Genomic DNA, 19,044 nt, shown 5'->3' with positions numbered 1-19,044 from the left:
GCTCCTGTTTAGGAAACCTGCCGGCCAACAAAAAAGCCGCCAGGTTTGGCGGCTGTTCGGACTTCTTGCTTCAATTCGTCAGATTGAGCGCGATCCTCCCACCGCCAGCGAGCTGTCGTAGCTAAAATACCAAAAGTTGCTGGCGGCGATCATGATCATGGCGGGCTCTATAGCGCACCTGCCGGGCCTTGTCATCCCATAATCGGCGGCGTCAGGATTTGCGCGCGGCGAGCGCCACGCCGACCAGCGAGGCGCCGCCGAGCACGAGGTTGATTCCGACCAGGAGGCCGATCGCCCATTCCGCCGAACCCGGCAGGCCGGCGATGATGATGAACGCGATCAGGAGGTCCATCACGCCCGAGATCAGCAGCCAGGACCAGCGCTCCGACAATTCGCGGCGGTGCTCCAGCGCGTACATGATGGTGACGACGCCCTCGGCCAGAAAATAAGCGCCGACCACGATGGTGAGTGTGAGGATGCCCTGCACCGGCCGCGCCAGCAAAATCGCGCCGGCGAGGACGGCCAGCGCCGCCGAAAACAGCGACCACCAGAAGCCCGGCATCTGCCGCGCCCAATAGGTGACGAACAGCCCGGCGATGCCGCTGATCAGGAACATCCAGCCGAGGAAGATCGTGACGGCGAGGCTGGCCAGCGGCGGCACGATCATGGCTGCCAGGCCGAGCAGGGCGAGCACGATGCCTTCGAACAGGAAGGCCTTCCAGTGCGCCTTCACCGCGGCATTCATTTCGGACTGCAGTTTGCCGATGTCCGGAGGAATATCTTGGGTCATTGGAAACTCCCGATGCCTGCCGCGCCGAAGGAGAGCCCAATATAGCCCGCGCGCCGCTTGCGGGTGAAATTTGTTTTGCAGCCTTTTGAGATCAACGACGGGAGAGTGACGTTCAGCCCGGCTCGGGCGCGGAAGAAAATCCCTCCGAGGAAGTTCTGATGCGGTTGCGGCCGAACACATAGACCGCCGACGTCGCCAGCAGCAACGCCAAGCCTACCAGAATGGAGGTCATGCCGAGCGGAATGAGAAGCAGCGACGCGTTGCGCTCGGGATTGACGAACCAGTGATGGAGCGAGGTCAGCACGAAAGCCGCGCCGGCGAAGCCAGCACCACTTCCTACGAGCAACAGGGCCCACATCTGCCGCAATTGGCTCAACCGCTCACGCGCGATCTCGGTGCGCGGCGCATGGTGGCGGCCGACGCGCCGCACCAGCCGTATGGCAAATCCGATCGAACTGAAGCCGATCAGGAGGCTGGCTGCCCCCAGCAGCATTCTCGTGGTGGACCCTAGATCGGGATGTTTCTGCAATGTCAGCAGCGGAAAATCGAATGCCGCATGCAACGCAACCGGCGCGAACAGCGCCAGACACCAGCTTGAGATCCGTGCCCAGTCGCGATGATGGCGATGTGCACCCAGCGCCGTACCCGCGCGCGCGATTGCAATATAACCGCCCGCAATGATGCCGAGCGCGCCGTGAAACGGCACCGTCAGCACGCTGCGCAAGGCCGCCAGCGATCGCCACATATCGGCGTGCTGCACGAGATAAGCGAGATTTTCGTACGCCGCGAAGCCGAGGCCGGCGGCCGCGCCGTAGACCACGGTATCCATCGGGTCTGCAAATGTCCGCCGCCGCACCGACACCGTAATGATCACCAGGACCTTCACGATCTCTTCCGGCGCGGCGACCCCGAAGATCGAACGCAGTCCCTGCGTCATCCAAGGGTTTCCTGGCACCGCGAGAATCGCAGCAAACGGAGCGCGCGCAATTCCCAACAGCGAAATGCTGGCGGCTCCGAGGACGAAAGCGAGCCATACCCGCGTAGGCGGGCCGGGACGCTCGTCCGCGGCAATGACGAGCCAGAGCACCAGCAACGCCGGCGCGATCGCGGCAACGCCGATCGATGTAGGGAGAGCCTGAAGCAACAGCATCGCGGGAGATTACCTCATGCCAGCGTAAATGGCCGCAAACTCAACCGTTTGCAAGAAAGTTAGACGCGACTCCTTGTCACCAAGGGAACCGGCTACATCCGGCGCGGGAGTCAGGCAGCGCTCCGTTCGCCGATCTTGCCCGATACCATCAGCAATCCCGCCAGCGCGACCAGCGCGAAGCCGGCGCCGGCCAGGAACGTCCCCTGCGGCCCCGTGATATCCCAGAGCGCGCCGGCAACGATGCTGGCCGCGAGCATCGCGACGCCGCCGAGCAGGTTGAAAAATCCGTAAGCCGTGCCGCGCAACTCGGCCGGTGCGGTATCCGCAACGAGCGCGGCCAGCAACCCCTGCGTCAGTCCCATGTGCAGGCCCCAGAGAACGACGCCCAGCGCAACACCGCCCACCGACGGCAGCAATGCCAACACGATATCAGCCGCGACCAGCAACAGAATGCCGCCTGCCAGCACGGCCGTGCGGTTCATGCGATCCGAGATGACGCCGGCGGGGTAGGCCGCGAGGGCATAGACGATATTCATGGCCACCAGCACGGCGGGCACGAGCGCGATCGGCACCCCGACATTCTGGGCGCGCAGAATGAGGAAGGCCTCGCTGAAGCGCGCCAGCGTGAACACGCTCGCGACCGCCACCACCCACCAATAGGCGACTCCGAGGTTTTTGATCTCGGCCAGGCTGATCGGATTGCGCACGGTGCGCAGCGCCTTTGGCCGCTCCGGCTCACGTACGGCGAAAACGATCAGCGCCAGCGCCAGGAAGGCGGGAACTACCGCAAACCAGAACACCGCCTTGAAACTGTCCGATGTCCACCACATCAGCGCGATAGCGAGCAGGGGGCCGACGAATGCGCCGACCGTATCGAGCGATTGGCGCAGCCCGAAGCTTGCGCCGCGCAGATCGGCCGGCGAGAGATCTGCCACCAGCGCATCACGCGGGGCGCCGCGAATGCCCTTGCCGATCCGGTCGACGAACCGCGCGGCCACCAGCCAGCCGACGGTTGGCGCCAGCGGAAACACCGGCTTGGTCAAGGCTGCGAGACCGTAGCCGGCGGCAGCCAACCATTTGCGTTTGCCGAGCCAGTCCGAGAGCGCGCCGGAGAATATTTTTGTGATGGAGGCGGTTGCCTCGGCGATGCCTTCGATGACGCCGACCGTCACCATCGATGCACCGAGCACGGAGACCAAATAGATCGGCAGCAGGGCGTGGATCATCTCAGACGAGATGTCCATCAGCATCGAGACGAAGCCCAGCACCCATACGCTGGCCGGAATATCCCTGATCGAATAGGCCGGCTTGGTTTCAGCAACCATGTCGCATCTCATGCCGCCTCATCGCGCCAACAGCCGCCGGCACGCTTCGACAAAGACTTCGGCGCCCGCCACGATATCCGCGTCGGCGGTGTTCTCCGTCCAGTGATGCGAGATGCCGCCGATCGAGGGCACGAACAGCATGCCGGCCGGCATGACGGTTGAGAGAATCTGGGCGTCGTGACCGGCGCCGCTCGGCATCCGGAGTGATTTGCCGTCGGCAAACGCTGCGCTGGCAGCCTCGATGGCACGCTGGAACGCGGCATCCATCCGCGCGGGCGTTCCGGTGCGGATGCGCTCCACCGCGACGGCGCAGCGGCCGTTGGCTTCGGCCTCTGCGGCCATGCTGTGGAGGAGCTCCTCCAGCCGCGCAATCACGGCAGGATCATCGTCGCGAATCTGGAACAGCATTTCCGCAACTCCGGGAATGATGCTGGGTGCACCGGGATCGAGCGTGATGCGGCCGGTGGTCCACACCGTGCGCGGGCCGCAGGCGGCGGGAAAACGATCGTCGATATCGACGCAAAATCTGGCGAGCGCGAGGCCTGCGTCCCGGCGAACGGCCATTCGCGTGGTGCCGGCGTGGTTTTGTTCCCCGGTGAAGGTGATGCGGTATTGCCAGATTCCGACGATGGACGTGACGATCCCAATTTTGAGGCCGCTGCTTTCGAGCGTCTCGCCCTGTTCGATATGGGCTTCCAGATATCCGATATGCCGCCCTTGCTCGCACCTCGCGCGGGCACGGCCGGACAGGCCGGCATCACGCAACGCGTCACGCATGCTCCTGTCATTGTTGCGGTCACGCGCCGCGTCGATATCGGCTTCGGTGACGCCGCCGACGTAGGACCGGCTGCCAAGGAAGTGTCCGAAATGGCCTTCCTCGTCGCACCACGCCGCGACTTCGACGGCGCCGTTTACATTCGAGTCGGGATTGATGACGCGGGCGGCTTCGAGCGCATAGACCACGCCGAGCGGACCATCGAGCCAGCCTGCGTGGTTCTGGCTTTCGAGATGCGACCCCGCCAGCAGCTTCGGCCCGTCTTTCGCGCTGGTGCCGAGAACATTGCCGATGCCGTCGATCTCGCCCGCGAGGCCGGCCTCGGGAAGCCGCTGCACGAGCCACGCCAGGGAGCGCAGATGCGGTTCTGAGAAAGTCGGCTTGTGAACGCCGGTCTTGTAGGCGCCGATGGCGCGCAGTGCGTTGAGATCGGCGAGGACGCGGTCGCCATCGATGCTCGAGTGATTGTCAGCCATGGATTTACGTGTCGCCGTTCCGTAGTTCTCCGGAGGAGAACAAAGTTCCTGATGTTGCCTGAGTAGAACAAAGTTCCGGGAACGTTGCCAGCCGCCTTCTATCCCGCGGCCAGCACTGCAAATCCGATGACAGCAAGCCATGCCACGATGACGAGTGCCGCCACTGCACCGGCCGTTATCTTTGCCTTCTCCTTTAACGTGTAATCGCGCATTCTGTCCGCAGAAGCTGTGAGAGCATCGAGACGTCTTTTTCCGAGAGCCGCCGACTACGATATCATGGCTGCGGCAATCGTCGCGCTGGCCGTTTCGACTGTCCGGCCGGGGCGCTTCCTGCAAATCCGGCGCGCCCATCAATTTGACTGGTCGTATTTAATGCAGTCCCGGATAAAGCATTTTGCTGATCTGCGCGCGCGGCTTACTTGCCGCGCGGCCATGCGACGTGCGGCCGTTTGCGTATCGCGGACCGGCTCGCCGAGTGAACACTTGCACCCCGTTCAAAGGGTGTCGGGCAAATCCAGATTTGAGTTGCATGAAAGTAAGCTTGCGGTGAAGCGCAACGCCGATTGGGCTTTGGCGCCCAACCGGTCATGCGCGCAAGGGTCACCCAGGTCTTTTTTACTAGAGCCAAACTCGCGCATTGATACAGAACATCGATTGGCCACTGATCGCGCCGTTTCGCGTTTTCGGATTTCCCTGCGCAGGATGATCCGCAAAGCTCGGGAAGAGCTCCGTCAGGTATCTGGCGGAAAGTAGCACCGCAACGTAAAGCGGAGCGCGAGATAAAGTGCGACACAAGTTGTGATTGCAATAGCGGCCGTATCCATTTCCCTGTTCCTCAATTACTTGACGCGCCACAGTCCGTTTGCGGGAACCTGCGGACGATGGAACCTGAGCGGTGAAAATGGTTGCCTTAAGCCTTGAACGTGGTCGGCTTGGGCCTTGAATTTGTTGCCAACGTGATGGCGCTCCCTAGCGGAATCGAACCGCTCTCTCCACCGTGAAAGGGTGGCGTCCTAACCGATAGACGAAGGGAGCAAAACAACCGGAAAATCAACGCGTTATGCGCTTGATGGGCCTGTTGGCCGCCGGCCGGCCATGTTTGGTGGAGGCGACGACGGGCGAACGTATAGTGGCGTTTGGGCGGGTGGGCAAGCCGCTCGAAAAAGCGTTCTGCGACCGCTTTTGGTCAGCGCCTCGGCCGAACGATGAGACATACCATGCCGAGCAACGGATTTTAAAGCCGCACGATGTAGGGCTGTCTCGGGGGAATTTTCGACATGGCATTACTATCAAGCAAGAAGCGCGACACGCGCAAATCACTGAGTCAGCCCGGGTGGATTACGCTCGAAGGCGGTTTTGCCGCGCGCCGATGCGTGGTGCAGGATATGTCCACAACGGGTGCGAAGGTCACGATCGACGATCCCAACACGCTGCCGGCGAAATTGCGGCTGGCGTTTTCGCGCGACGCCAGGACCGGGCGCCGTTGCGAGGTGGTCTGGCGCCGCGGCAAATCGGTCGGCATCAAGTTCGTCCGCTAACGCGTTTTCTCGCCAAGTGGAGGCCCGTTCGCGGCAAGAAAACGCGTGAATCAGAATCTGGAGCCTGTTCCGATTCGATCGGAACGGGCTCTAGTCTGGCACTGACGGCTGAAGGACGATAAAAGGCGGGATGCGAAAATCCCTCATGGCGATGATTGTTGTCGTGCTGTCTGCGGTTGCCGCGCTCGCGGAGCAACCCCGTCCCAAGAAGTCCGACCAGGTCGCAGCACCGGGCACGTTGCTTCCGCTGAAGCGCGGAAGCTCGGCCAATGGATGCGCGGAGTACGGCGCCGGCTTCGTCAAGATCGAAGGCACCCATACCTGCATGAAAATCGGCGGGGCGGTAAGCTTGGGCGCCGGCGTGTCCTCCGGCTCGCGCTGACCAGGATTGCACTTCCGTCGTGTGGCGGGCTAGCCCGGGCATGACGAGATCCTAAAGCAACTATGTCATCGGCGGCGCGATGAACTGCACGAAGCCGGGGCGGGCGGCGAACTCCGAAAACCAGCGTTCGAGGTTCGGCAGTTTCGGTTTTGTCACGCCTTCAACGCCGAACCAGCGCCGGGCAAAGGCGCCGAGCGCGATGTCGGCGATCGTGAACTGATCGCCTTCGATGAAGCGCCGCGTCGCCAGTTGCGCCTCAACGATCCGCCACACTGCGGCTTCCGCGTCGACGTCGTTCTGGATCGCGACCATGTCGCGCTTTTCGGCGGGCGTGCGCACCAGCGCCCAGAACACCGGCCGGTCGACCGGCTGCAGAGTCGAGAGCGTCCAGTCTAGCCAGCGATCGACGCCGGCGCGCGCTTTCGGCGGCGAGGGGTAGATCGGCGAGCGCTCACCATAGGCCATGCAGAGGTAACGCATCACGGAATTGGATTCCCACAGCACGTAGTCGCCATCGACCAGTGTGGGGACGCGGCCATTTGGATTCATCACCAGATAGGCTGCCTCGTTATTCTTGCCGAACTGCATGCCGGCATCGATGCGCTCATAGGCGAGATCGAGTTCGGTAAGGCACCACAGCACTTTTTGCACGTTGACCGAATTGGCCCGGCCCCAGATGGTGAGTTGTTGTTTGTTGTTGTCGGCCACGCGCGTTGCTCCCGCTGATTTTCCGATTGGCCGTTAATAGCCGAAGATCGGCGAAAAAGCGCGCTTCTGCGCGGGCTCGAGCCCAATAAAGAACAGGCTCCGCCGCAGTGCGACAGAGCCGGATTCTCGCGTCATGCGGCGCGTCGGCCGATCAGTGGCCGAGAAACAACCACAGCAGAATGATCACCGGAATAGGCACGCCAAGCAACCACAGCAGAATTCCTCGTCCCATCGTCTCCTCCTCGAAATGCATTGGAGGAGAAAACGCGCCGTTCGGGAGCTTGTTCCTGCGCAGAAAACAACCCGATCGCGGGAACGTTTTGTGATTTCGGAATTTTCGGGAGCGACAACCCTCGCGCACTTCGGCGTTGAGATCGTCGGAATGGCGGCTGTGCGTCAGCCGCCATTCGCTTTCACTTGTCCGGTCAGGAAATCGCGCGTCCGCTCTGTCACGAGGCGATAGCTCGGATGACGGACGTGCACGACAAAATTGTACCAGGCCTACCAGTGGCCGGTGTTCGGCATCGAGGCCCACGGCTCGGCGGGCGGCTTCGGTTCGCCCTTCTGCAACAGCTCGATCGAATGCAAATCGGGCGAGCGCACGAAAGCCATGTTGCCGTCGCGCGGCGGGCGGTTGATGGTGATGCCGGCCTTCATCAGGCGGTCGCAGGTCGCGTAGATGTCGTCGACCTCGTAGGCGAGGTGGCCGAAATAGCGGTCCTCGCCGTATTTCTCCTCGTCCCAATTATATGTGAGCTCGACCAGCGGCGCTCCGCGGTTCTGGGGAGCGGCCTTGAATAGACCCTCATCCTCGGGCGCGCACAGGAACACCAGCGTGAACCGGCCCTTATCGTTGTCGACCCGGCGGACTTCCTTCAGCCCCAGCGCGTCCCGGTAAAACTTCATCGCGGTATCGAGATTGCGCACGCGCAGCATGGTGTGGAGATAGCGCATTTTTTGTCCTCCTGAGAACGTTCAGAAATTTTGTTGGGTCTGGGCGGTTCGGGCGGAAAATAGCAGCAAAGTGGATCAGAGGTCACCGAGAACATGCGGATAAAGAAGGGTTCGTTCTGCAGCCGTTCGCATTTTCCGCCGTTTGCGATCCCGATGGCCAGCGCGTGCCTCAGAAGGCGATCGTACAGATGGATTCCCTTTCCATCGCGGAACTCGCTGACCGGACACCGCATGAATGCTCTTCTCACCGAAAGGGTCACAGCCCGTTAGAGACGTTCAGGCGAATCCAAAAGATTGCGAGTGCTCGTTGCTCAGCCGAGTAAGAAAAGCGAACCGCAAGCCGGCGCAAAGCGTCGAGCGAAGTACCGCGACGGCACCAACGAATGGTCAGGCTGCGGGACGATGCCCGCTTGGACGAAGCTCAAGGGCGATGCACTGGAGAGCTTCCAGCTCGCCTAACCAAACGTGCTCGTGAACTCATTCCCTCTCTCTTCCTTCTCGTCGACCAGTTGCGAATCTGGGTTCCGAGGAACGAAACCGCTACGCCGGTCTTGAATCAGGAGAGGTGTTGCATGAAAAAAGAACTAGCTGATGAGAATGCGGCGCGGGAAGGTTTGCCTACAACATCCGAACGAAAGCTCGGGACGGTGACCGCTGGCGTCATTGCTCTCGTTATCGTTGGAACAGCAATTTATTGGATGGCGTAGCCATGGTGCGCGAAGGTCCCGCTCAACCGGCTCCCTACCCAGCCGAAAAGGCGCGGGGAGGCAAGATTGTCCTGAACACTCCCGCTCGGCGGGCGATATTCTTGGCGGGTTTTTTCGGCGCTGCCGCGTTGGTCCTTGTTCTGGCTTTCGTTCGCTGACGCGTTTCATCTGGCCGTCCAGGCGGTTGCGACCCCAAGCGCCTGAACAATCCTGCGGTCCTAGCGGGTCAACGCGGGAATAAGACTCTCAAATAGCGCCCCGAGCCTTTCTCCGGTCATTCCGACGGCGGCAATGATGGCCAGGGCGATAAACCCAGCGATGAGGCTGTACTCGATTGCGGTGGCGCCGCCCTCGTCGCGCAAAAACTTGCCAAACATTCTTTCTCTCTCGAACTTTGATCAAAGGATGGCGTGGCACGCTCAAGTTGCTATCAAGAAAACCAAAAGCGTAAAATTGCGAGCTTGTTGAAGCGGCGGCGCCGGGCGGACGGAGTGACTTCATCGCGTTAGTCGCGGCTCGTGTCGTCGCGGCTTTGTTGTCGGCTCTCCCTGGCGACCCGGAACGCCGCATCAGCAGCGTGATGCCCTACACATACGTGATTGGCTCCTCCGTCCATCGTGGCACCAACGGAGGATCGACCATGTACCTGCTCTATAGCGTGCTCATTCTTGCGATGATTTTCTTTTTCGTACTCCCGATCACGGACGCCAGGACGGCTCGGATGAAATTGTCGGTGGTGAGCAGCCTCGGCGTATTGCTGGCGGTATCGGTTGTCGTGCCGCGCCTGATGCATTAACGAAGGATACGCCTGCCTCGCCGCGCAACGGCCGGCGTCCTGAAGGGCGGCCGGTTGGCTGACACGAACAGGGGGCCAGCATGATTATTGTAACTGGCAGTATTTTGGCGCGCGAGGATTCTTTCGAAGACGTGCTCCGTTCGTGCCTGGAGCATGTCGAGCGCTCGCGCAAGGAGCCGGGCTGCATTTCGCATGGCGTGCATGTCGACTGCCGGAACCCGATGCGGCTGTTCTTCTTCGAGCAATGGGCCGATGAGGCGGCGCTGCGCACCCATTTTGCCGTCGAAGGCTCGAAGGCATTCGTAAAATCGCTCAAGTGCCGGATTGGCGAAACCCCCGGAATGAAGCTCTATCGCGCCGAGGCGATACTGCGATAAGGCGCCGCCGCCCTACCCGGAAGGCCGTCGCGACGAATGCCTAGAGCAGGGGATTGTGCAACCAGTCGCCGGGCAAGAGCCGGTTGCCAAGCCATCCGAGAGCGGCCGCTGCGGCAAAGAAGACGAGTACCGTCGGGATCAGTTGGTCGACGGCAAAGGCCGTTGCAAGCAGCGGGCCGGCCAGATGCGCCGTCGGTCCCGCAATGCCAATCGCGATGCAGAACAGCAGGGCTTGAACGGTCCAGATCATCATGTCGCGAAACAGCGTCATGGAGAAGCGGTAGCGCAGCCTCCGCGATGCGGATGTGACCGCTCGCACAGTTCGTTCAGCGACGATCGCTAGCCTTTGCGCATCCGCGTTCTTCCTGGGAGGCTTAAGGTGCTGGCATGGGTCTTACTGGTCGCAAATATGCCGACCATCGTGTGTACGATTTGCTCTGCCTTCCTCGCTTACACGGAACGGCCGCAGTGGGTCTGGTTCGCAGGCTTGGCCGTGCTCGCCGGCATCGGCAGCCTGCTGACGCTCGGCGTCGTGCACGCACAACAGCTCGCATGGCGAGCGTGAGGGAGTGCCGGACGCAGTCCAGCCCTCGCGCGCAAGATTCCCCTCAGGTCAGGCCTTGACGTCTACCAGCGACGGTTCTTCGGTCTGTAAATCGGCCAGGGCCGCTTCGATGGCGAGTGCCTTGGCATGATCGACGGCCCTTAGATCCTGATTGATCGTATGCGGCGGCGCCTTGGCGCCCTGATCGACGACGAGCTGAATTCTGGCTTGTGTCACTTCAACCGGAATGGGGTAAATGACCATGGGTACAACCCTCCTGACCAGAACTTGTCAGGTCCATGTTTACGTCTTGTAAAGAGGTTCGGTTAACGGCGGGGCGCTACAGCGCAAAGAGGTAAACAGAAGCTTAAAACCTCTATCCCGCGCGCCCCGCGCGATTACGCTAGTACGTTTGTTCCAGCCGCTCGGCGTAGAGGCGGAATTCCTCGGCCATCTCGATCAGTTTCTTCGAAGCTTCCGGATCCTTGGCGGCTTCGGCGAGCCGTCGCGCTTTGTCGGATTGTTCTCGATAGTGGTCGGCCTGGGTCATCGCAGCACCATTTTAGATAGGTACGGGCTGCGCCAAAAAGGTTCGACGCCGATAGGCGAGGTAACAGTATCTTAAGAAGGCGATCGTGCCGGAAACGCACCCCCTGTTCGTTCCTGGGGAACAAAAGGAGTCTTGCTCCATTACGGCGCGATCGATGCCCGATTGCTCCCGCTTCATCTCGGCAGTGCCCGGCCGTTCGGCCAGATCGCGCCAACGCGGACGGGCTGCGTGCCGTTTGCGGATACTGGGCATCGCTGTGCAGCGCGACCGGAGAAGACGCCTGAATGCGTGCGTGCCTACGACTGCGAGGATTAACTTCGCCGATCCGGACGGGCCGAAGTGCAAGCGCCCGCGCGGCCGCCCGCTCAAGGATTCTTTCGAAAGCGCGGATAACCCTATTCAGTTAGGTTAAAACCCAAATCGCGTTGTGTGTATCCAGCATTGCGATAGGGAAAGGCCTCAGGAAAACAGGCCATGGTCCCTTCGTTTCACAACGCGGACGAACCGACCCACCGACGCGTCATGGTGGTGGGCCTGCTGTTTTGCCTCGCCTTTGTCGTCGTCAGCTTTTCATTGCGACCGCAGAGTGAGAGCGGGCATGCGCTGGTCAAGGCCGATCGGCTCGTTCGCACTGCGGGTGAACCACACAAGGCGAACTAGCGCCTGGCCAGAAGGCACTCAACGGTCCGGCAATTTTTCGCCCGGCGATTTGTGATAGGTCGCGATGGCGATAAAGCCGGCATAGCCGATCAAATTGATCAGAATTTCCATCCACACGGGCATGAGACACCTTCCCGGTAGTGAAACACCGAACGGATCGTATTCGTTCCGCGCAATTCGATGGTCAGGTCAGCCGCATCGCATAGTTCGCAATGCGTGCGTGCAGACAAGCCGGCAAACGAAACCCCGCCTACATCTGAAGATCTAGACGGGGTCTTTCGTGCTTTCACCTCTCGCAAGGTTGCTGCACTTCATAGAAAAAACGTCGGCGCACTGGCTTCGTTCCTGCCGCTGTGGATTTCTCGTGGGTTCCGCGCTGTATTCCGTCGGCGATAGCGAAAAGTTCGGGGCCGTTCTTTTGCCGGTTCCACTTCAACGCCAGAGCGTGGGTCGGCTGGATCCATTCAGCGCGTTGGCTAGAGTCGTCTCGTAATATTCTTCGCGCTCGCGTTCGAACTTCTGCTGGGTTTCCCTGAAGCTCGCGACGCGTGCTGCGATTTCGGCACGATCACGCGCGAGTCTTTGTTCCTTCTCCGTCATCGCCCGTCCGTTTGTTGATTCGCGCCCGCCATATTGGCGCGCGCGAATGGGGCGTGAATGGGGACGCGTTGTGATCGCGTGCCGCTTGAAGCGAAGGCGGTGGATAAGGTGTGGCGCATTCTTGTCGCTCATGCGGGTTCCCGTTAGCGAAAGACAAACTGGAGGTTCCAATGGCAAAGATCGATCTGGATTCATTAAGCATCGAAGAACTCGCAGGCCTGCGCGATCACGCCACCGACAAGTTGTTTGAGAAAGTCGCTGCGCGCCGCGCCGAACTCGAAGCGGAACTGGAAAAGTTGGCCCAATACGGCAAGCCACCGATGAAGAAAACGGAAAGCGCACCAGCGCCGAAGGCGAAGAAGTCAGAGGAAGCCAAGGAGCCGAAAGAAACGGTGGCCAAGGCAGCATGACGCGGCGGCGTGACAAGGCGGCGCGGTTTAAGCCGGCTTGATGAGGCCGCGTTGACGAACGTGCGTGCGGCGCCGCCGGCCAGGGCGCATCGATCTGGCAATCTGAACGGCCGTGCTATAATCCGCGCGGCCCAACCATTCGGAAATTATCAGCGGTGATCGCCAAGGATTTGCGCAGCGGCGTCGAGCAGCTCGGCAACATGATCGCCGAAGCCGCATGCATCGTTCCCTTTACAGGAGCCGGCATTTCCACCGAATGCGGCATTCCGGATTTCCGCTCGCCGGGCGGCTTGTGGACGCGCAACCGCCCGATCGCATTCGACGAGTTCGTTGCAAGCGCCGACGCACGGGCCGAGGCCTGGCGGCGACGCTTTGCAATGGAGGCAACCTTTGCAGCGGCCAAGCCTGGCCGCGGGCATCGCGCGCTGGCCTCGCTCTATAAGGCCGGCAAGACGCCGGCGATCATTACCCAGAACATCGACAATTTGCATCAGGCGTCAGGCTTCAGGGCCGACGACGTGGTTGAACTGCACGGCAACACGACTTACGCCCGCTGCATCGGCTGCGGGCATGCCTATGATCTTCCTTGGGTAAAGGCTCGCTTCGAGGAAGCCGGCAGCGCCCCCGACTGCACCATCTGCGACGAACCGGTAAAGACAGCCACGATCTCGTTCGGACAGGCGATGCCGGAAGACGCGATGCGCCGCGCCACCGAGCTGGCTCAGCATTGCGACCTGTTCCTGGCAATCGGATCGTCGCTAGTTGTCTGGCCCGCCGCAGGTTTTCCGCTGATGGCCAAGAACTCCGGCGCCAAACTCGTCATCATCAATAACGAGCCCACGGAACAGGATGACGTGGCTGATCTTGTCATCCGTCACGACATCGGAGAAGCGCTCGGACCGTTTGTAGGCAATTGATGTCCAATTGATTCGCGGCTGTGCAAGCCTGTTCATAGTTGCAGGCTGATTTGTTTTTTTAGCTATGCGCCACAATCGGGAGTGTTATCTTTGATTCGAGAGATTCGCGCTGCGTTATCATGATGGTCATGGTAGGGCGCGTGTTCCGGTCCGCTACGGCGACAGTGGACCGCATTTGAAGTGTGAGGTCCGGGGTCATGGGGTCGGACGAATTTGGGTCCAAGAAGCTCGGGGGGCCGCCGACAGGCGGGACAGGGCAGAACAGGCTTGGACCAGGTGAATACACAACCGGCGCGCAGCGCGATCCGGCGATGGATGCGCTGTCGGGGCTCGGCGATGCCGCGGCCAACCTTGTCGAAATATCGGGCATCATCAAATGGTTCGATGCTTCGAAGGGTTACGGTTTCATCGTGCCGGACAATGGCTGGCCCGATGTACTGCTGCACGTTACCGTGCTCAGGCGCGACGGTTACCAGACCGCCTATGAAGGCGCCCGGCTGGTGGTTGAATGCGTGCAGCGCGCCAAGGGCTATCAGGCATTCCGGATCGTCTCGATGGACGAGTCCACCGCGATCCATCCGGCGCAGATGCTGCCGCCTCGGACCCATGTCAGCGTCACGCCGACCAGCGGTCTGGAGCGGGCCCAGGTCAAATGGTTCAACCGGCTGCGCGGTTTCGGCTTCCTGACCTGCGGCGAGGGCACGCCGGACATTTTCGTCCACATGGAAACGCTGCGCCGCTTCGGCATGACCGAACTGCGGCCGGGCCAGTACGTGCTGGTGCGCTTCGGGCCCGGATCCAAGGGCATGATGGCGGCCGAAATCCATCCCGAAACCGGCCCATCGGCGCTGTCGTCGCATTGATCCTGCCGTACCACTGACGCAAATTTGAGCCGGCCGCCGCGCCTCAGCGCGGCGGCCTCTGGCATTTGCCGCAATCCTCAGGTTAGGGTTCCCGGCAATTTCTACTGAGATATCCGGCGTGAGTGCTTTGATGAATTTCGCTTTGATGGTTGCGCGGCTTCGCATCCCGGGCCGCCTGGTGGCGCCGCTCGCCGCTGCGTCTGCTGTGCTCCTGATCCTCTGCGCCAATCCTGCCGCGCGGGCCGCGAGCGTTCAGCCGCTCGAGATCGCGACCAAGTCAGGCGTACGCGTGTTCCTGGTCGAGATGGCGACCACGGAGGAGGAGAAGACCCAAGGGCTGATGTACCGGAAAGAACTCCCCGACGGCAAAGGCATGCTGTTCGATTTCTCGCCGGAGCAGCAGATCTCGATGTGGATGAAGAACACCTACATCTCGCTCGACATGATCTTTATCCGCGCCGACGGCCGCATCCTGCGTATTGCGGAGAATACCGAGCCGCTTTCCACGAAGATCATCTCTTCGGGCGGGCTCGCCAAGGGTGTGCTGGAAGTGATTGCCGGCACGGCGCAAAAATATGGCATTCAGCCGGGCGACCGGGTGGCGCACCCGCTCTTCAACAAGCGCTGACCCGGTTTCCATCGCCTTGATGGCTACGGTTTTAGCGTGTATCGAGCATCTCCAGCGTCAGATCGGGGTATAGCGCAGCCTGGTAGCGCGGCAGTTTTGGGTACTGCAGGTCGTTGGTTCGAATCCAGCTGCCCCGACCAATAAAATCAATGGCTTGCTGCAGCCTTTTCGATTGAATCCTCCCAGCACAGGCGGGAAGGGCAGGGAACTATTTGTGGTTGGCAGGAAGACAGTCATTCCGGCGCGGCAGGCCCTTCTGCTGGGACTGGTAATTTGTTTTGCCGCCACAGCCGCGAGCCGGACGGCCGCGGCCAATCCCGCGCAGCTGATTTCGGACTTTCGGCTAAAACACGGGGAGAAGCGCGTAACACTGGATGGGACGCTCACGCGCATTGCACATGATCAAGCCCAGGCGATGGCGGCAAAGGACAAACTGGATCACGATGTCCTTGGCCGTTTCAATACGCGTGTCAGCCCGGCGGGCGCAGGCCGCGCAGCAGAGAACATTGCGTACGGCTACGACAGTTTTCCCAAAACCCTCGACCAGTGGATCAATTCGTCAGGGCACCGGAAAAACCTCCTGTTGCCCGGCGCGACGCGCGTAGGTGTTGCCAGCGTGAAAAGCGCGACGACCGGTCGTACGTACTGGGCCATGGTAATCGCAGGCGACTATGAGCGTCCCAAGCCGCCGAAGAGTTCGCCAAAGAGTTCGCCGAAGGATTCAAAGCAGGCCAACGCTGCGAAGCCCAAATCGCGCGCAGCCGAGGCCTGCCGACTGAAAATTCTCAGCCTCTGCTTCTAGGAACTAAACTGGTCGCCTTCCGTCGCGCGCTCAATGATGGTTGGTCAGAGGCGTGAGGGATTGCCATCAATAACACCAGGCGCGCGAGCAACCAGTTCGATGTTGCGTTTCGAGTGATGTGAGACTCCGCAGCCATTTTGCGACTTGCAATTTCGTTCTCCTTATGTTCTCTTCGGTCGTTGTTCGGAGGTGACCAATGGATGTCGAGAAGCAAAGGGAAATTATCCGGCTCTGGAATCGCATGCGTCGGGTCGAAGGCCCGCTCGCGGAGGAAATCCGCATTCAGATCCTTGAGTGCTTTGCGCAGCCGGACTTGCCGAGCGATCGCATGAACGAGCGGCGCGCGGTGCTGGGTCGCATGCCGGTTCGGACCGCGCAACTGCACCGCATTGGCGAACGCAGCAACAACGCAACGCTCTGACGGCTTTCGCATTCCGACGAGGTTGATTCGGCGACCGTCAAGATTGACGAAATCGATCCGCGGTGCATGCTGCGTGCATGTTGTCGCGTGTGCGCAATCATTTTCGAGATGCGAAGTTCGCCCGCATGAGTAGCGGGACGTATTGCATCATTCGCGATCTCGGGCTGGTCAAGGGCGGCAAGGGGATGCGGCACCATGAGGTGCTCGTCACCTTCAGTCTCCGAGCGTTGTGGCGCTCAATCGGTCGGGGTTGGCGGCGCCTTATGACGGCGTCAAAGAAGCCGGAGGTTTCGGTTCGGCCTGTCGCAGATACGTAGCCGCAACTGTTCGGCTGCCGGCGATCACCGTTGCGCCGCTTGCCACGCCAATAGCCGATGCTCCGCCAGCGACATCGCCACCGAGGTCACGTAACCGGTGACGCCAAGCAGGATGACACCGGCGAACAGGTCGGCCGAGCGGAACGCGCGAGCGGACAGCAGAACCCAATGGCCAAGCCCGTCGAGGCCGGCCAGGATTTCGCACACGACCGACAGGATCAGCGCCACGGTCAGGCTGAGGCGCATGCCGGCGAGGATGTCGGGGCTGGCGGAGGGCAGCGCAATCTTGAAGATCACAGCGAGGCGTGACATCTGCAGCGACCGCGCGACCTCGTAGAGCCGCGGCTCGACCGCCGCAAAACCGTGGATGGTCGCCAGCATGATTGGCCAGATCGCACCGAAGGCGATCACGAACAGCGCCATCGCCTGCGTCAGCCCAAGCATGGCGATGGCCACCGGAATGATTGCCGAGACCGGCAGCGGCCGCAAAAACTCCAGCGACGGCGCGACATAGGTCCGCATCATCCGCGATGATCCAATGATCGCGCCGATCGCGATGCCGGCAATGGAGGCGGCGAGCCAGCCATAGGCCATGTGTTCGAGCGTGCCGGCGAGCTTGCTCCAGAGATCGCCGGAGGAAAACCCGCGCACCAGCGCAGTCCAGGCCCGGTCCGGTCCCGGCAGGAACACCGGCGAGACCAGGTTCAAATTGGCGATCAGTTGCCATAGCGCGACGAAGCCAGCCGCAATCGCAAAGCTCGCCATGCGCCAGAGGAGAGCCGCGCGGTTCATGTGCCGTCTCCGCTCACGGCGGCGCGGCCGAACAGGCGGTTCTGGGCGACGACCATGAGGACGTTCAGCGCATAACCGATGGCGCCGATCCAGACCAGATAGGCCAGCATCAGGTCGGGGCGCAGCGCCTGCTGCGCCAGCATGATGCCGGCGCCGAGGCCGAGCGGGTTGATCGCGATTTCGACCGTCACGGCGACGATCAGCGCGATGCCCGCCGACAGGCGGAAGGCGACGAAGATCCGCGGCAGCGCCGCCGGGATGATGATCTTCCAGACACGCTGTGCCGGCGGCAGCCGCAGCGCACGCGCTACCTCCAACAGCCGCGGCTCGATGCTACGCACGGCCGCGCGGGAGAGGATCAGGACCGGCCAGACGCAGGCGAACGCCACGATCACGATTTCCATGCGGTAGCCGAAGCCGAGCGCGATCAGCGCGATCGGCAACAGCGCGATCGAGGGGATCGGCCGGATCGCCTCGACGGTCACTTCCATCAGGCGATCGAGCGTATCCGAAATCCCGAACGCAATGCCGAGGGCAAGGCCGATGATGGTGCCGATCGTAAGCCCCGCGACAGCTGAAAACAGCGTATCGCGCGTGGCCGCCAGGATCGAGCGATCGGCGAAGGCGCCGAACAGCGCCATCACGATCTCGCTCGGCGGCGCGAGGCTGTCACTCTGCAGATGGATTGCGCGTGCCCAGACTTCGAACGCCACTAGTACGGCGAGCGGCAGCACGAGCGCCTTGGCGGAACTGGCCCTCACTGCTCGGTGGCCTTGATGAAATCGAACAATTGCCGCCGCAGCCGTAGGAATTCCGGATGCTCCCGGGTCGACAATTGATCGCGCGGCCGCGGCAGGTTGACCGCCAATTCGATGCCGATCCGTCCGGGATGCGGCAACAGGCCGATTACGCGATCACCGAGATAGATGGCTTCCTCGAGGTCGTGAGTCACGAAGATCACAGTGGCGCCGCTCGCCGCCACCAGCGACAACACCTCGTCCTGCAAACCCTGCCGCGTCATGGCGTCCAGCGCGCCGAACGGCTCGTCCATTAGCAGCGTCTTCGGTTCTTGCGCCAGGCAACGGGCGATCTGCAGGCGTTGCTGCATGCCACCGGACATTTCGGACGGGTACTTGCCGGCATGGCCGGGCAGGCCGACGGTACGCAACAGTTCCTCGATGCGGGCAAGGCGCTCGGCCGACGGCATGCCGCCCGCTTCCAGCGCCAGCGAGACGTTGCCCGCCGCCGTGCGCCACGGCAGCAGCGCCTTGCCGTAGTCCTGGAACACGATCGCAATCTCGCGGCGCGGCTCGCGCATCCGCTGGCCGTCGAAATTCACCTTGCCGCTGGTCGGCTGGTAGAGACCGGCCGCCAGACGCAGCGCTGTGGTCTTGCCGCAGCCGGAGGCGCCGATGATGCAGAGGAATTCGCCGGGACGCACGCCAAGGCTCAGATTCTCGATGATGGTTTTGCCGCCGAGTTGCAGCGTGACCGCCTCAAAGCTGACTTGCGGTGCGGGTGTGCCAGGGACGACGTCGAGGCGTTTTGCGGCGCTTGCCATG

At 61.6% G+C, this 19,044-nt stretch carries 27 protein-coding genes and 2 tRNA genes; 14 read left to right on the top strand and 15 right to left on the bottom strand.

The window, feature by feature from the left end; all coding sequences use genetic code 11:
• Positions 1-211: 211 nt before the first annotated feature.
• The 5 genes from HCN58_RS12635 to HCN58_RS12615 all read right to left on the bottom strand — a co-directional run bounded on the left by HCN58_RS12635 (position 212) and on the right by HCN58_RS12615 (position 5,551).
• A complete protein-coding gene (locus HCN58_RS12635; protein ID WP_235983591.1) occupies positions 212-790 on the bottom strand; it encodes an HdeD family acid-resistance protein in 579 nt (192 codons plus the stop codon).
• Positions 791-902: 112 nt separating this feature from the next.
• A complete protein-coding gene (locus HCN58_RS12630; protein WP_171579713.1) occupies positions 903-1,940 on the bottom strand; it encodes a PrsW family glutamic-type intramembrane protease in 1,038 nt (345 codons plus the stop codon).
• Positions 1,941-2,050: 110 nt separating this feature from the next.
• The gene (locus HCN58_RS12625) at positions 2,051-3,265 is read right to left on the bottom strand and encodes an MFS transporter (protein ID WP_171579712.1); all 1,215 of its coding nucleotides are present in this window, start codon (positions 3,263-3,265) and stop codon (positions 2,051-2,053) included.
• An 18-nt stretch (positions 3,266-3,283) separates the two neighbouring features.
• Positions 3,284-4,516, bottom strand: coding sequence for a Zn-dependent hydrolase (locus HCN58_RS12620; protein ID WP_171579711.1), 1,233 nt, complete (start codon positions 4,514-4,516; stop codon positions 3,284-3,286).
• Positions 4,517-5,476: 960 nt separating this feature from the next.
• Positions 5,477-5,551 (bottom strand) — tRNA-Glu (locus HCN58_RS12615).
• Between the two features lie 242 nt (positions 5,552-5,793).
• Between HCN58_RS12615 and HCN58_RS12610 the strand changes: the two genes are divergently transcribed.
• Entirely contained in the window at positions 5,794-6,054 is a 261-nt protein-coding gene (locus HCN58_RS12610; protein WP_171579710.1) for a PilZ domain-containing protein, read from the top strand.
• A 145-nt stretch (positions 6,055-6,199) separates the two neighbouring features.
• Entirely contained in the window at positions 6,200-6,436 is a 237-nt protein-coding gene (locus HCN58_RS12605; RefSeq protein ID WP_171579709.1) for a porin, read from the top strand.
• 60 nt (positions 6,437-6,496) lie between these two features.
• On the opposite strand, the gene HCN58_RS12600 is transcribed toward HCN58_RS12605, so the two are convergent.
• Positions 6,497-7,144: a glutathione S-transferase family protein gene (locus tag HCN58_RS12600; RefSeq protein ID WP_171579708.1), complete on the bottom strand. Its 648-nt coding sequence runs from the start codon at positions 7,142-7,144 to the stop codon at positions 6,497-6,499.
• A 501-nt stretch (positions 7,145-7,645) separates the two neighbouring features.
• A complete protein-coding gene (locus HCN58_RS12595; RefSeq protein ID WP_171579707.1) occupies positions 7,646-8,098 on the bottom strand; it encodes a VOC family protein in 453 nt (150 codons plus the stop codon).
• 572 nt (positions 8,099-8,670) lie between these two features.
• Here HCN58_RS12595 and HCN58_RS36735 point away from each other — a divergent pair.
• Positions 8,671-8,805 (top strand): hypothetical protein, encoded by a 135-nt coding sequence (locus HCN58_RS36735; RefSeq protein WP_283814567.1) that lies wholly within the window; start codon positions 8,671-8,673, stop codon positions 8,803-8,805.
• Positions 8,806-9,023: 218 nt separating this feature from the next.
• On the opposite strand, the gene HCN58_RS12585 is transcribed toward HCN58_RS36735, so the two are convergent.
• The gene (locus HCN58_RS12585) at positions 9,024-9,182 is read right to left on the bottom strand and encodes a Flp family type IVb pilin (protein WP_171579705.1); all 159 of its coding nucleotides are present in this window, start codon (positions 9,180-9,182) and stop codon (positions 9,024-9,026) included.
• Positions 9,183-9,445: 263 nt separating this feature from the next.
• On the opposite strand from HCN58_RS12585, the gene HCN58_RS12580 reads away from it, so the two are divergent.
• A complete protein-coding gene (locus tag HCN58_RS12580) occupies positions 9,446-9,601 on the top strand; it encodes a hypothetical protein (RefSeq protein WP_171579704.1) in 156 nt (51 codons plus the stop codon).
• A gap of 80 nt (positions 9,602-9,681) precedes the next feature.
• Positions 9,682-9,978: a putative quinol monooxygenase gene (locus HCN58_RS12575; protein ID WP_171579703.1), complete on the top strand. Its 297-nt coding sequence runs from the start codon at positions 9,682-9,684 to the stop codon at positions 9,976-9,978.
• A gap of 40 nt (positions 9,979-10,018) precedes the next feature.
• Here the strand turns inward: HCN58_RS12575 and HCN58_RS12570 are convergent, their stop codons facing one another.
• On the bottom strand, positions 10,019-10,249 hold the full coding sequence (locus HCN58_RS12570; RefSeq protein WP_171579702.1) for a hypothetical protein: 231 nt from the start codon (positions 10,247-10,249) through the stop codon (positions 10,019-10,021).
• 108 nt (positions 10,250-10,357) lie between these two features.
• Between HCN58_RS12570 and HCN58_RS12565 the strand changes: the two genes are divergently transcribed.
• The gene (locus HCN58_RS12565) at positions 10,358-10,543 is read left to right on the top strand and encodes a hypothetical protein (RefSeq protein WP_171579701.1); all 186 of its coding nucleotides are present in this window, start codon (positions 10,358-10,360) and stop codon (positions 10,541-10,543) included.
• 48 nt (positions 10,544-10,591) lie between these two features.
• On the opposite strand, the gene HCN58_RS12560 is transcribed toward HCN58_RS12565, so the two are convergent.
• Positions 10,592-10,786, bottom strand: coding sequence for a hypothetical protein (locus HCN58_RS12560; protein WP_171579700.1), 195 nt, complete (start codon positions 10,784-10,786; stop codon positions 10,592-10,594).
• Positions 10,787-10,925: 139 nt separating this feature from the next.
• Positions 10,926-11,072 (bottom strand): hypothetical protein, encoded by a 147-nt coding sequence (locus tag HCN58_RS12555; RefSeq protein ID WP_171579699.1) that lies wholly within the window; start codon positions 11,070-11,072, stop codon positions 10,926-10,928.
• A 474-nt stretch (positions 11,073-11,546) separates the two neighbouring features.
• On the opposite strand from HCN58_RS12555, the gene HCN58_RS12550 reads away from it, so the two are divergent.
• Entirely contained in the window at positions 11,547-11,732 is a 186-nt protein-coding gene (locus HCN58_RS12550) for a hypothetical protein (protein WP_171579582.1), read from the top strand.
• Between the two features lie 432 nt (positions 11,733-12,164).
• Here the strand turns inward: HCN58_RS12550 and HCN58_RS12545 are convergent, their stop codons facing one another.
• Positions 12,165-12,464: a hypothetical protein gene (locus tag HCN58_RS12545; RefSeq protein WP_171579581.1), complete on the bottom strand. Its 300-nt coding sequence runs from the start codon at positions 12,462-12,464 to the stop codon at positions 12,165-12,167.
• A gap of 38 nt (positions 12,465-12,502) precedes the next feature.
• On the opposite strand from HCN58_RS12545, the gene HCN58_RS12540 reads away from it, so the two are divergent.
• The 7 genes from HCN58_RS12540 (at position 12,503) to HCN58_RS12510 (ending at position 16,373) form a co-directional block, all read left to right on the top strand.
• Positions 12,503-12,742 carry a hypothetical protein gene (locus tag HCN58_RS12540; protein WP_171579698.1) on the top strand — a complete coding sequence of 80 codons (240 nt, stop codon included), beginning with the start codon at positions 12,503-12,505 and terminating at the stop codon, positions 12,740-12,742.
• Between the two features lie 155 nt (positions 12,743-12,897).
• Positions 12,898-13,659 (top strand): SIR2 family NAD-dependent protein deacylase, encoded by a 762-nt coding sequence (locus HCN58_RS12535; RefSeq protein ID WP_171579697.1) that lies wholly within the window; start codon positions 12,898-12,900, stop codon positions 13,657-13,659.
• A 197-nt stretch (positions 13,660-13,856) separates the two neighbouring features.
• On the top strand, positions 13,857-14,522 hold the full coding sequence (locus HCN58_RS12530) for a cold-shock protein (RefSeq protein ID WP_171579696.1): 666 nt from the start codon (positions 13,857-13,859) through the stop codon (positions 14,520-14,522).
• Positions 14,523-14,652: 130 nt separating this feature from the next.
• The gene (locus HCN58_RS12525) at positions 14,653-15,150 is read left to right on the top strand and encodes a DUF192 domain-containing protein (protein WP_376701172.1); all 498 of its coding nucleotides are present in this window, start codon (positions 14,653-14,655) and stop codon (positions 15,148-15,150) included.
• 63 nt (positions 15,151-15,213) lie between these two features.
• Positions 15,214-15,290: transfer RNA gene (locus HCN58_RS12520), tRNA-Pro, on the top strand.
• Positions 15,291-15,406: 116 nt separating this feature from the next.
• A complete protein-coding gene (locus HCN58_RS12515; RefSeq protein WP_171580347.1) occupies positions 15,407-15,952 on the top strand; it encodes a CAP domain-containing protein in 546 nt (181 codons plus the stop codon).
• Between the two features lie 196 nt (positions 15,953-16,148).
• Complete coding sequence (locus HCN58_RS12510; protein WP_171579580.1) at positions 16,149-16,373, top strand: hypothetical protein; 225 nt, start codon at positions 16,149-16,151, stop codon at positions 16,371-16,373.
• 341 nt (positions 16,374-16,714) lie between these two features.
• Here the strand turns inward: HCN58_RS12510 and HCN58_RS12505 are convergent, their stop codons facing one another.
• Genes HCN58_RS12505 through HCN58_RS12495 form a run of 3 tightly spaced genes read right to left on the bottom strand, consistent with a single transcriptional unit; the run spans position 16,715 to position 19,043 of the window.
• On the bottom strand, positions 16,715-17,482 hold the full coding sequence (locus HCN58_RS12505) for an ABC transporter permease (protein ID WP_171579695.1): 768 nt from the start codon (positions 17,480-17,482) through the stop codon (positions 16,715-16,717).
• The gene (locus HCN58_RS12500) at positions 17,479-18,243 is read right to left on the bottom strand and encodes an ABC transporter permease (protein WP_171579694.1); all 765 of its coding nucleotides are present in this window, start codon (positions 18,241-18,243) and stop codon (positions 17,479-17,481) included. Before HCN58_RS12500 ends, HCN58_RS12505 begins: the two co-directional genes overlap by 4 nt.
• Positions 18,240-19,043, bottom strand: coding sequence for an ABC transporter ATP-binding protein (locus tag HCN58_RS12495; RefSeq protein ID WP_171579693.1), 804 nt, complete (start codon positions 19,041-19,043; stop codon positions 18,240-18,242). Before HCN58_RS12495 ends, HCN58_RS12500 begins: the two co-directional genes overlap by 4 nt.
• Position 19,044 lies beyond the last annotated feature (1 nt).

Source organism: Bradyrhizobium australiense, from assembly GCF_013114825.1.
In the GTDB taxonomy this organism is placed as follows: domain Bacteria; phylum Pseudomonadota; class Alphaproteobacteria; order Rhizobiales; family Xanthobacteraceae; genus Bradyrhizobium; species Bradyrhizobium australiense.
The sequence above is the reverse complement of the archived record's forward strand: the minus strand, read 5'-3'. Positions and strand labels throughout refer to the sequence as shown.

Coding starts and splice junctions, on each gene's coding strand:
- HCN58_RS12575 (WP_171579703.1), top strand. CDS start 9,682: ATGATTATTGTAACTGGCAGTATTTTGGCGCGCGAGGATTCTTTCGAA.
- HCN58_RS12620 (WP_171579711.1), bottom strand. CDS start 4,516: ATGGCTGACAATCACTCGAGCATCGATGGCGACCGCGTCCTCGCCGAT.
- HCN58_RS36735 (WP_283814567.1), top strand. CDS start 8,671: ATGAAAAAAGAACTAGCTGATGAGAATGCGGCGCGGGAAGGTTTGCCT.
- HCN58_RS12495 (WP_171579693.1), bottom strand. CDS start 19,043: ATGGCAAGCGCCGCAAAACGCCTCGACGTCGTCCCTGGCACACCCGCA.
- HCN58_RS12545 (WP_171579581.1), bottom strand. CDS start 12,464: ATGAGCGACAAGAATGCGCCACACCTTATCCACCGCCTTCGCTTCAAG.
- HCN58_RS12560 (WP_171579700.1), bottom strand. CDS start 10,786: ATGGTCATTTACCCCATTCCGGTTGAAGTGACACAAGCCAGAATTCAG.
- HCN58_RS12585 (WP_171579705.1), bottom strand. CDS start 9,182: ATGTTTGGCAAGTTTTTGCGCGACGAGGGCGGCGCCACCGCAATCGAG.
- HCN58_RS12605 (WP_171579709.1), top strand. CDS start 6,200: ATGGCGATGATTGTTGTCGTGCTGTCTGCGGTTGCCGCGCTCGCGGAG.
- HCN58_RS12525 (WP_376701172.1), top strand. CDS start 14,653: ATGAATTTCGCTTTGATGGTTGCGCGGCTTCGCATCCCGGGCCGCCTG.
- HCN58_RS12610 (WP_171579710.1), top strand. CDS start 5,794: ATGGCATTACTATCAAGCAAGAAGCGCGACACGCGCAAATCACTGAGT.
- HCN58_RS12555 (WP_171579699.1), bottom strand. CDS start 11,072: ATGACCCAGGCCGACCACTATCGAGAACAATCCGACAAAGCGCGACGG.
- HCN58_RS12635 (WP_235983591.1), bottom strand. CDS start 790: ATGACCCAAGATATTCCTCCGGACATCGGCAAACTGCAGTCCGAAATG.
- HCN58_RS12530 (WP_171579696.1), top strand. CDS start 13,857: ATGGGGTCGGACGAATTTGGGTCCAAGAAGCTCGGGGGGCCGCCGACA.
- HCN58_RS12505 (WP_171579695.1), bottom strand. CDS start 17,482: ATGAACCGCGCGGCTCTCCTCTGGCGCATGGCGAGCTTTGCGATTGCG.
- HCN58_RS12580 (WP_171579704.1), top strand. CDS start 9,446: ATGTACCTGCTCTATAGCGTGCTCATTCTTGCGATGATTTTCTTTTTC.
- HCN58_RS12625 (WP_171579712.1), bottom strand. CDS start 3,265: ATGGTTGCTGAAACCAAGCCGGCCTATTCGATCAGGGATATTCCGGCC.
- HCN58_RS12510 (WP_171579580.1), top strand. CDS start 16,149: ATGGATGTCGAGAAGCAAAGGGAAATTATCCGGCTCTGGAATCGCATG.
- HCN58_RS12570 (WP_171579702.1), bottom strand. CDS start 10,249: ATGACGCTGTTTCGCGACATGATGATCTGGACCGTTCAAGCCCTGCTG.
- HCN58_RS12550 (WP_171579582.1), top strand. CDS start 11,547: ATGGTCCCTTCGTTTCACAACGCGGACGAACCGACCCACCGACGCGTC.
- HCN58_RS12630 (WP_171579713.1), bottom strand. CDS start 1,940: ATGCTGTTGCTTCAGGCTCTCCCTACATCGATCGGCGTTGCCGCGATC.
- HCN58_RS12540 (WP_171579698.1), top strand. CDS start 12,503: ATGGCAAAGATCGATCTGGATTCATTAAGCATCGAAGAACTCGCAGGC.
- HCN58_RS12595 (WP_171579707.1), bottom strand. CDS start 8,098: ATGCGCTATCTCCACACCATGCTGCGCGTGCGCAATCTCGATACCGCG.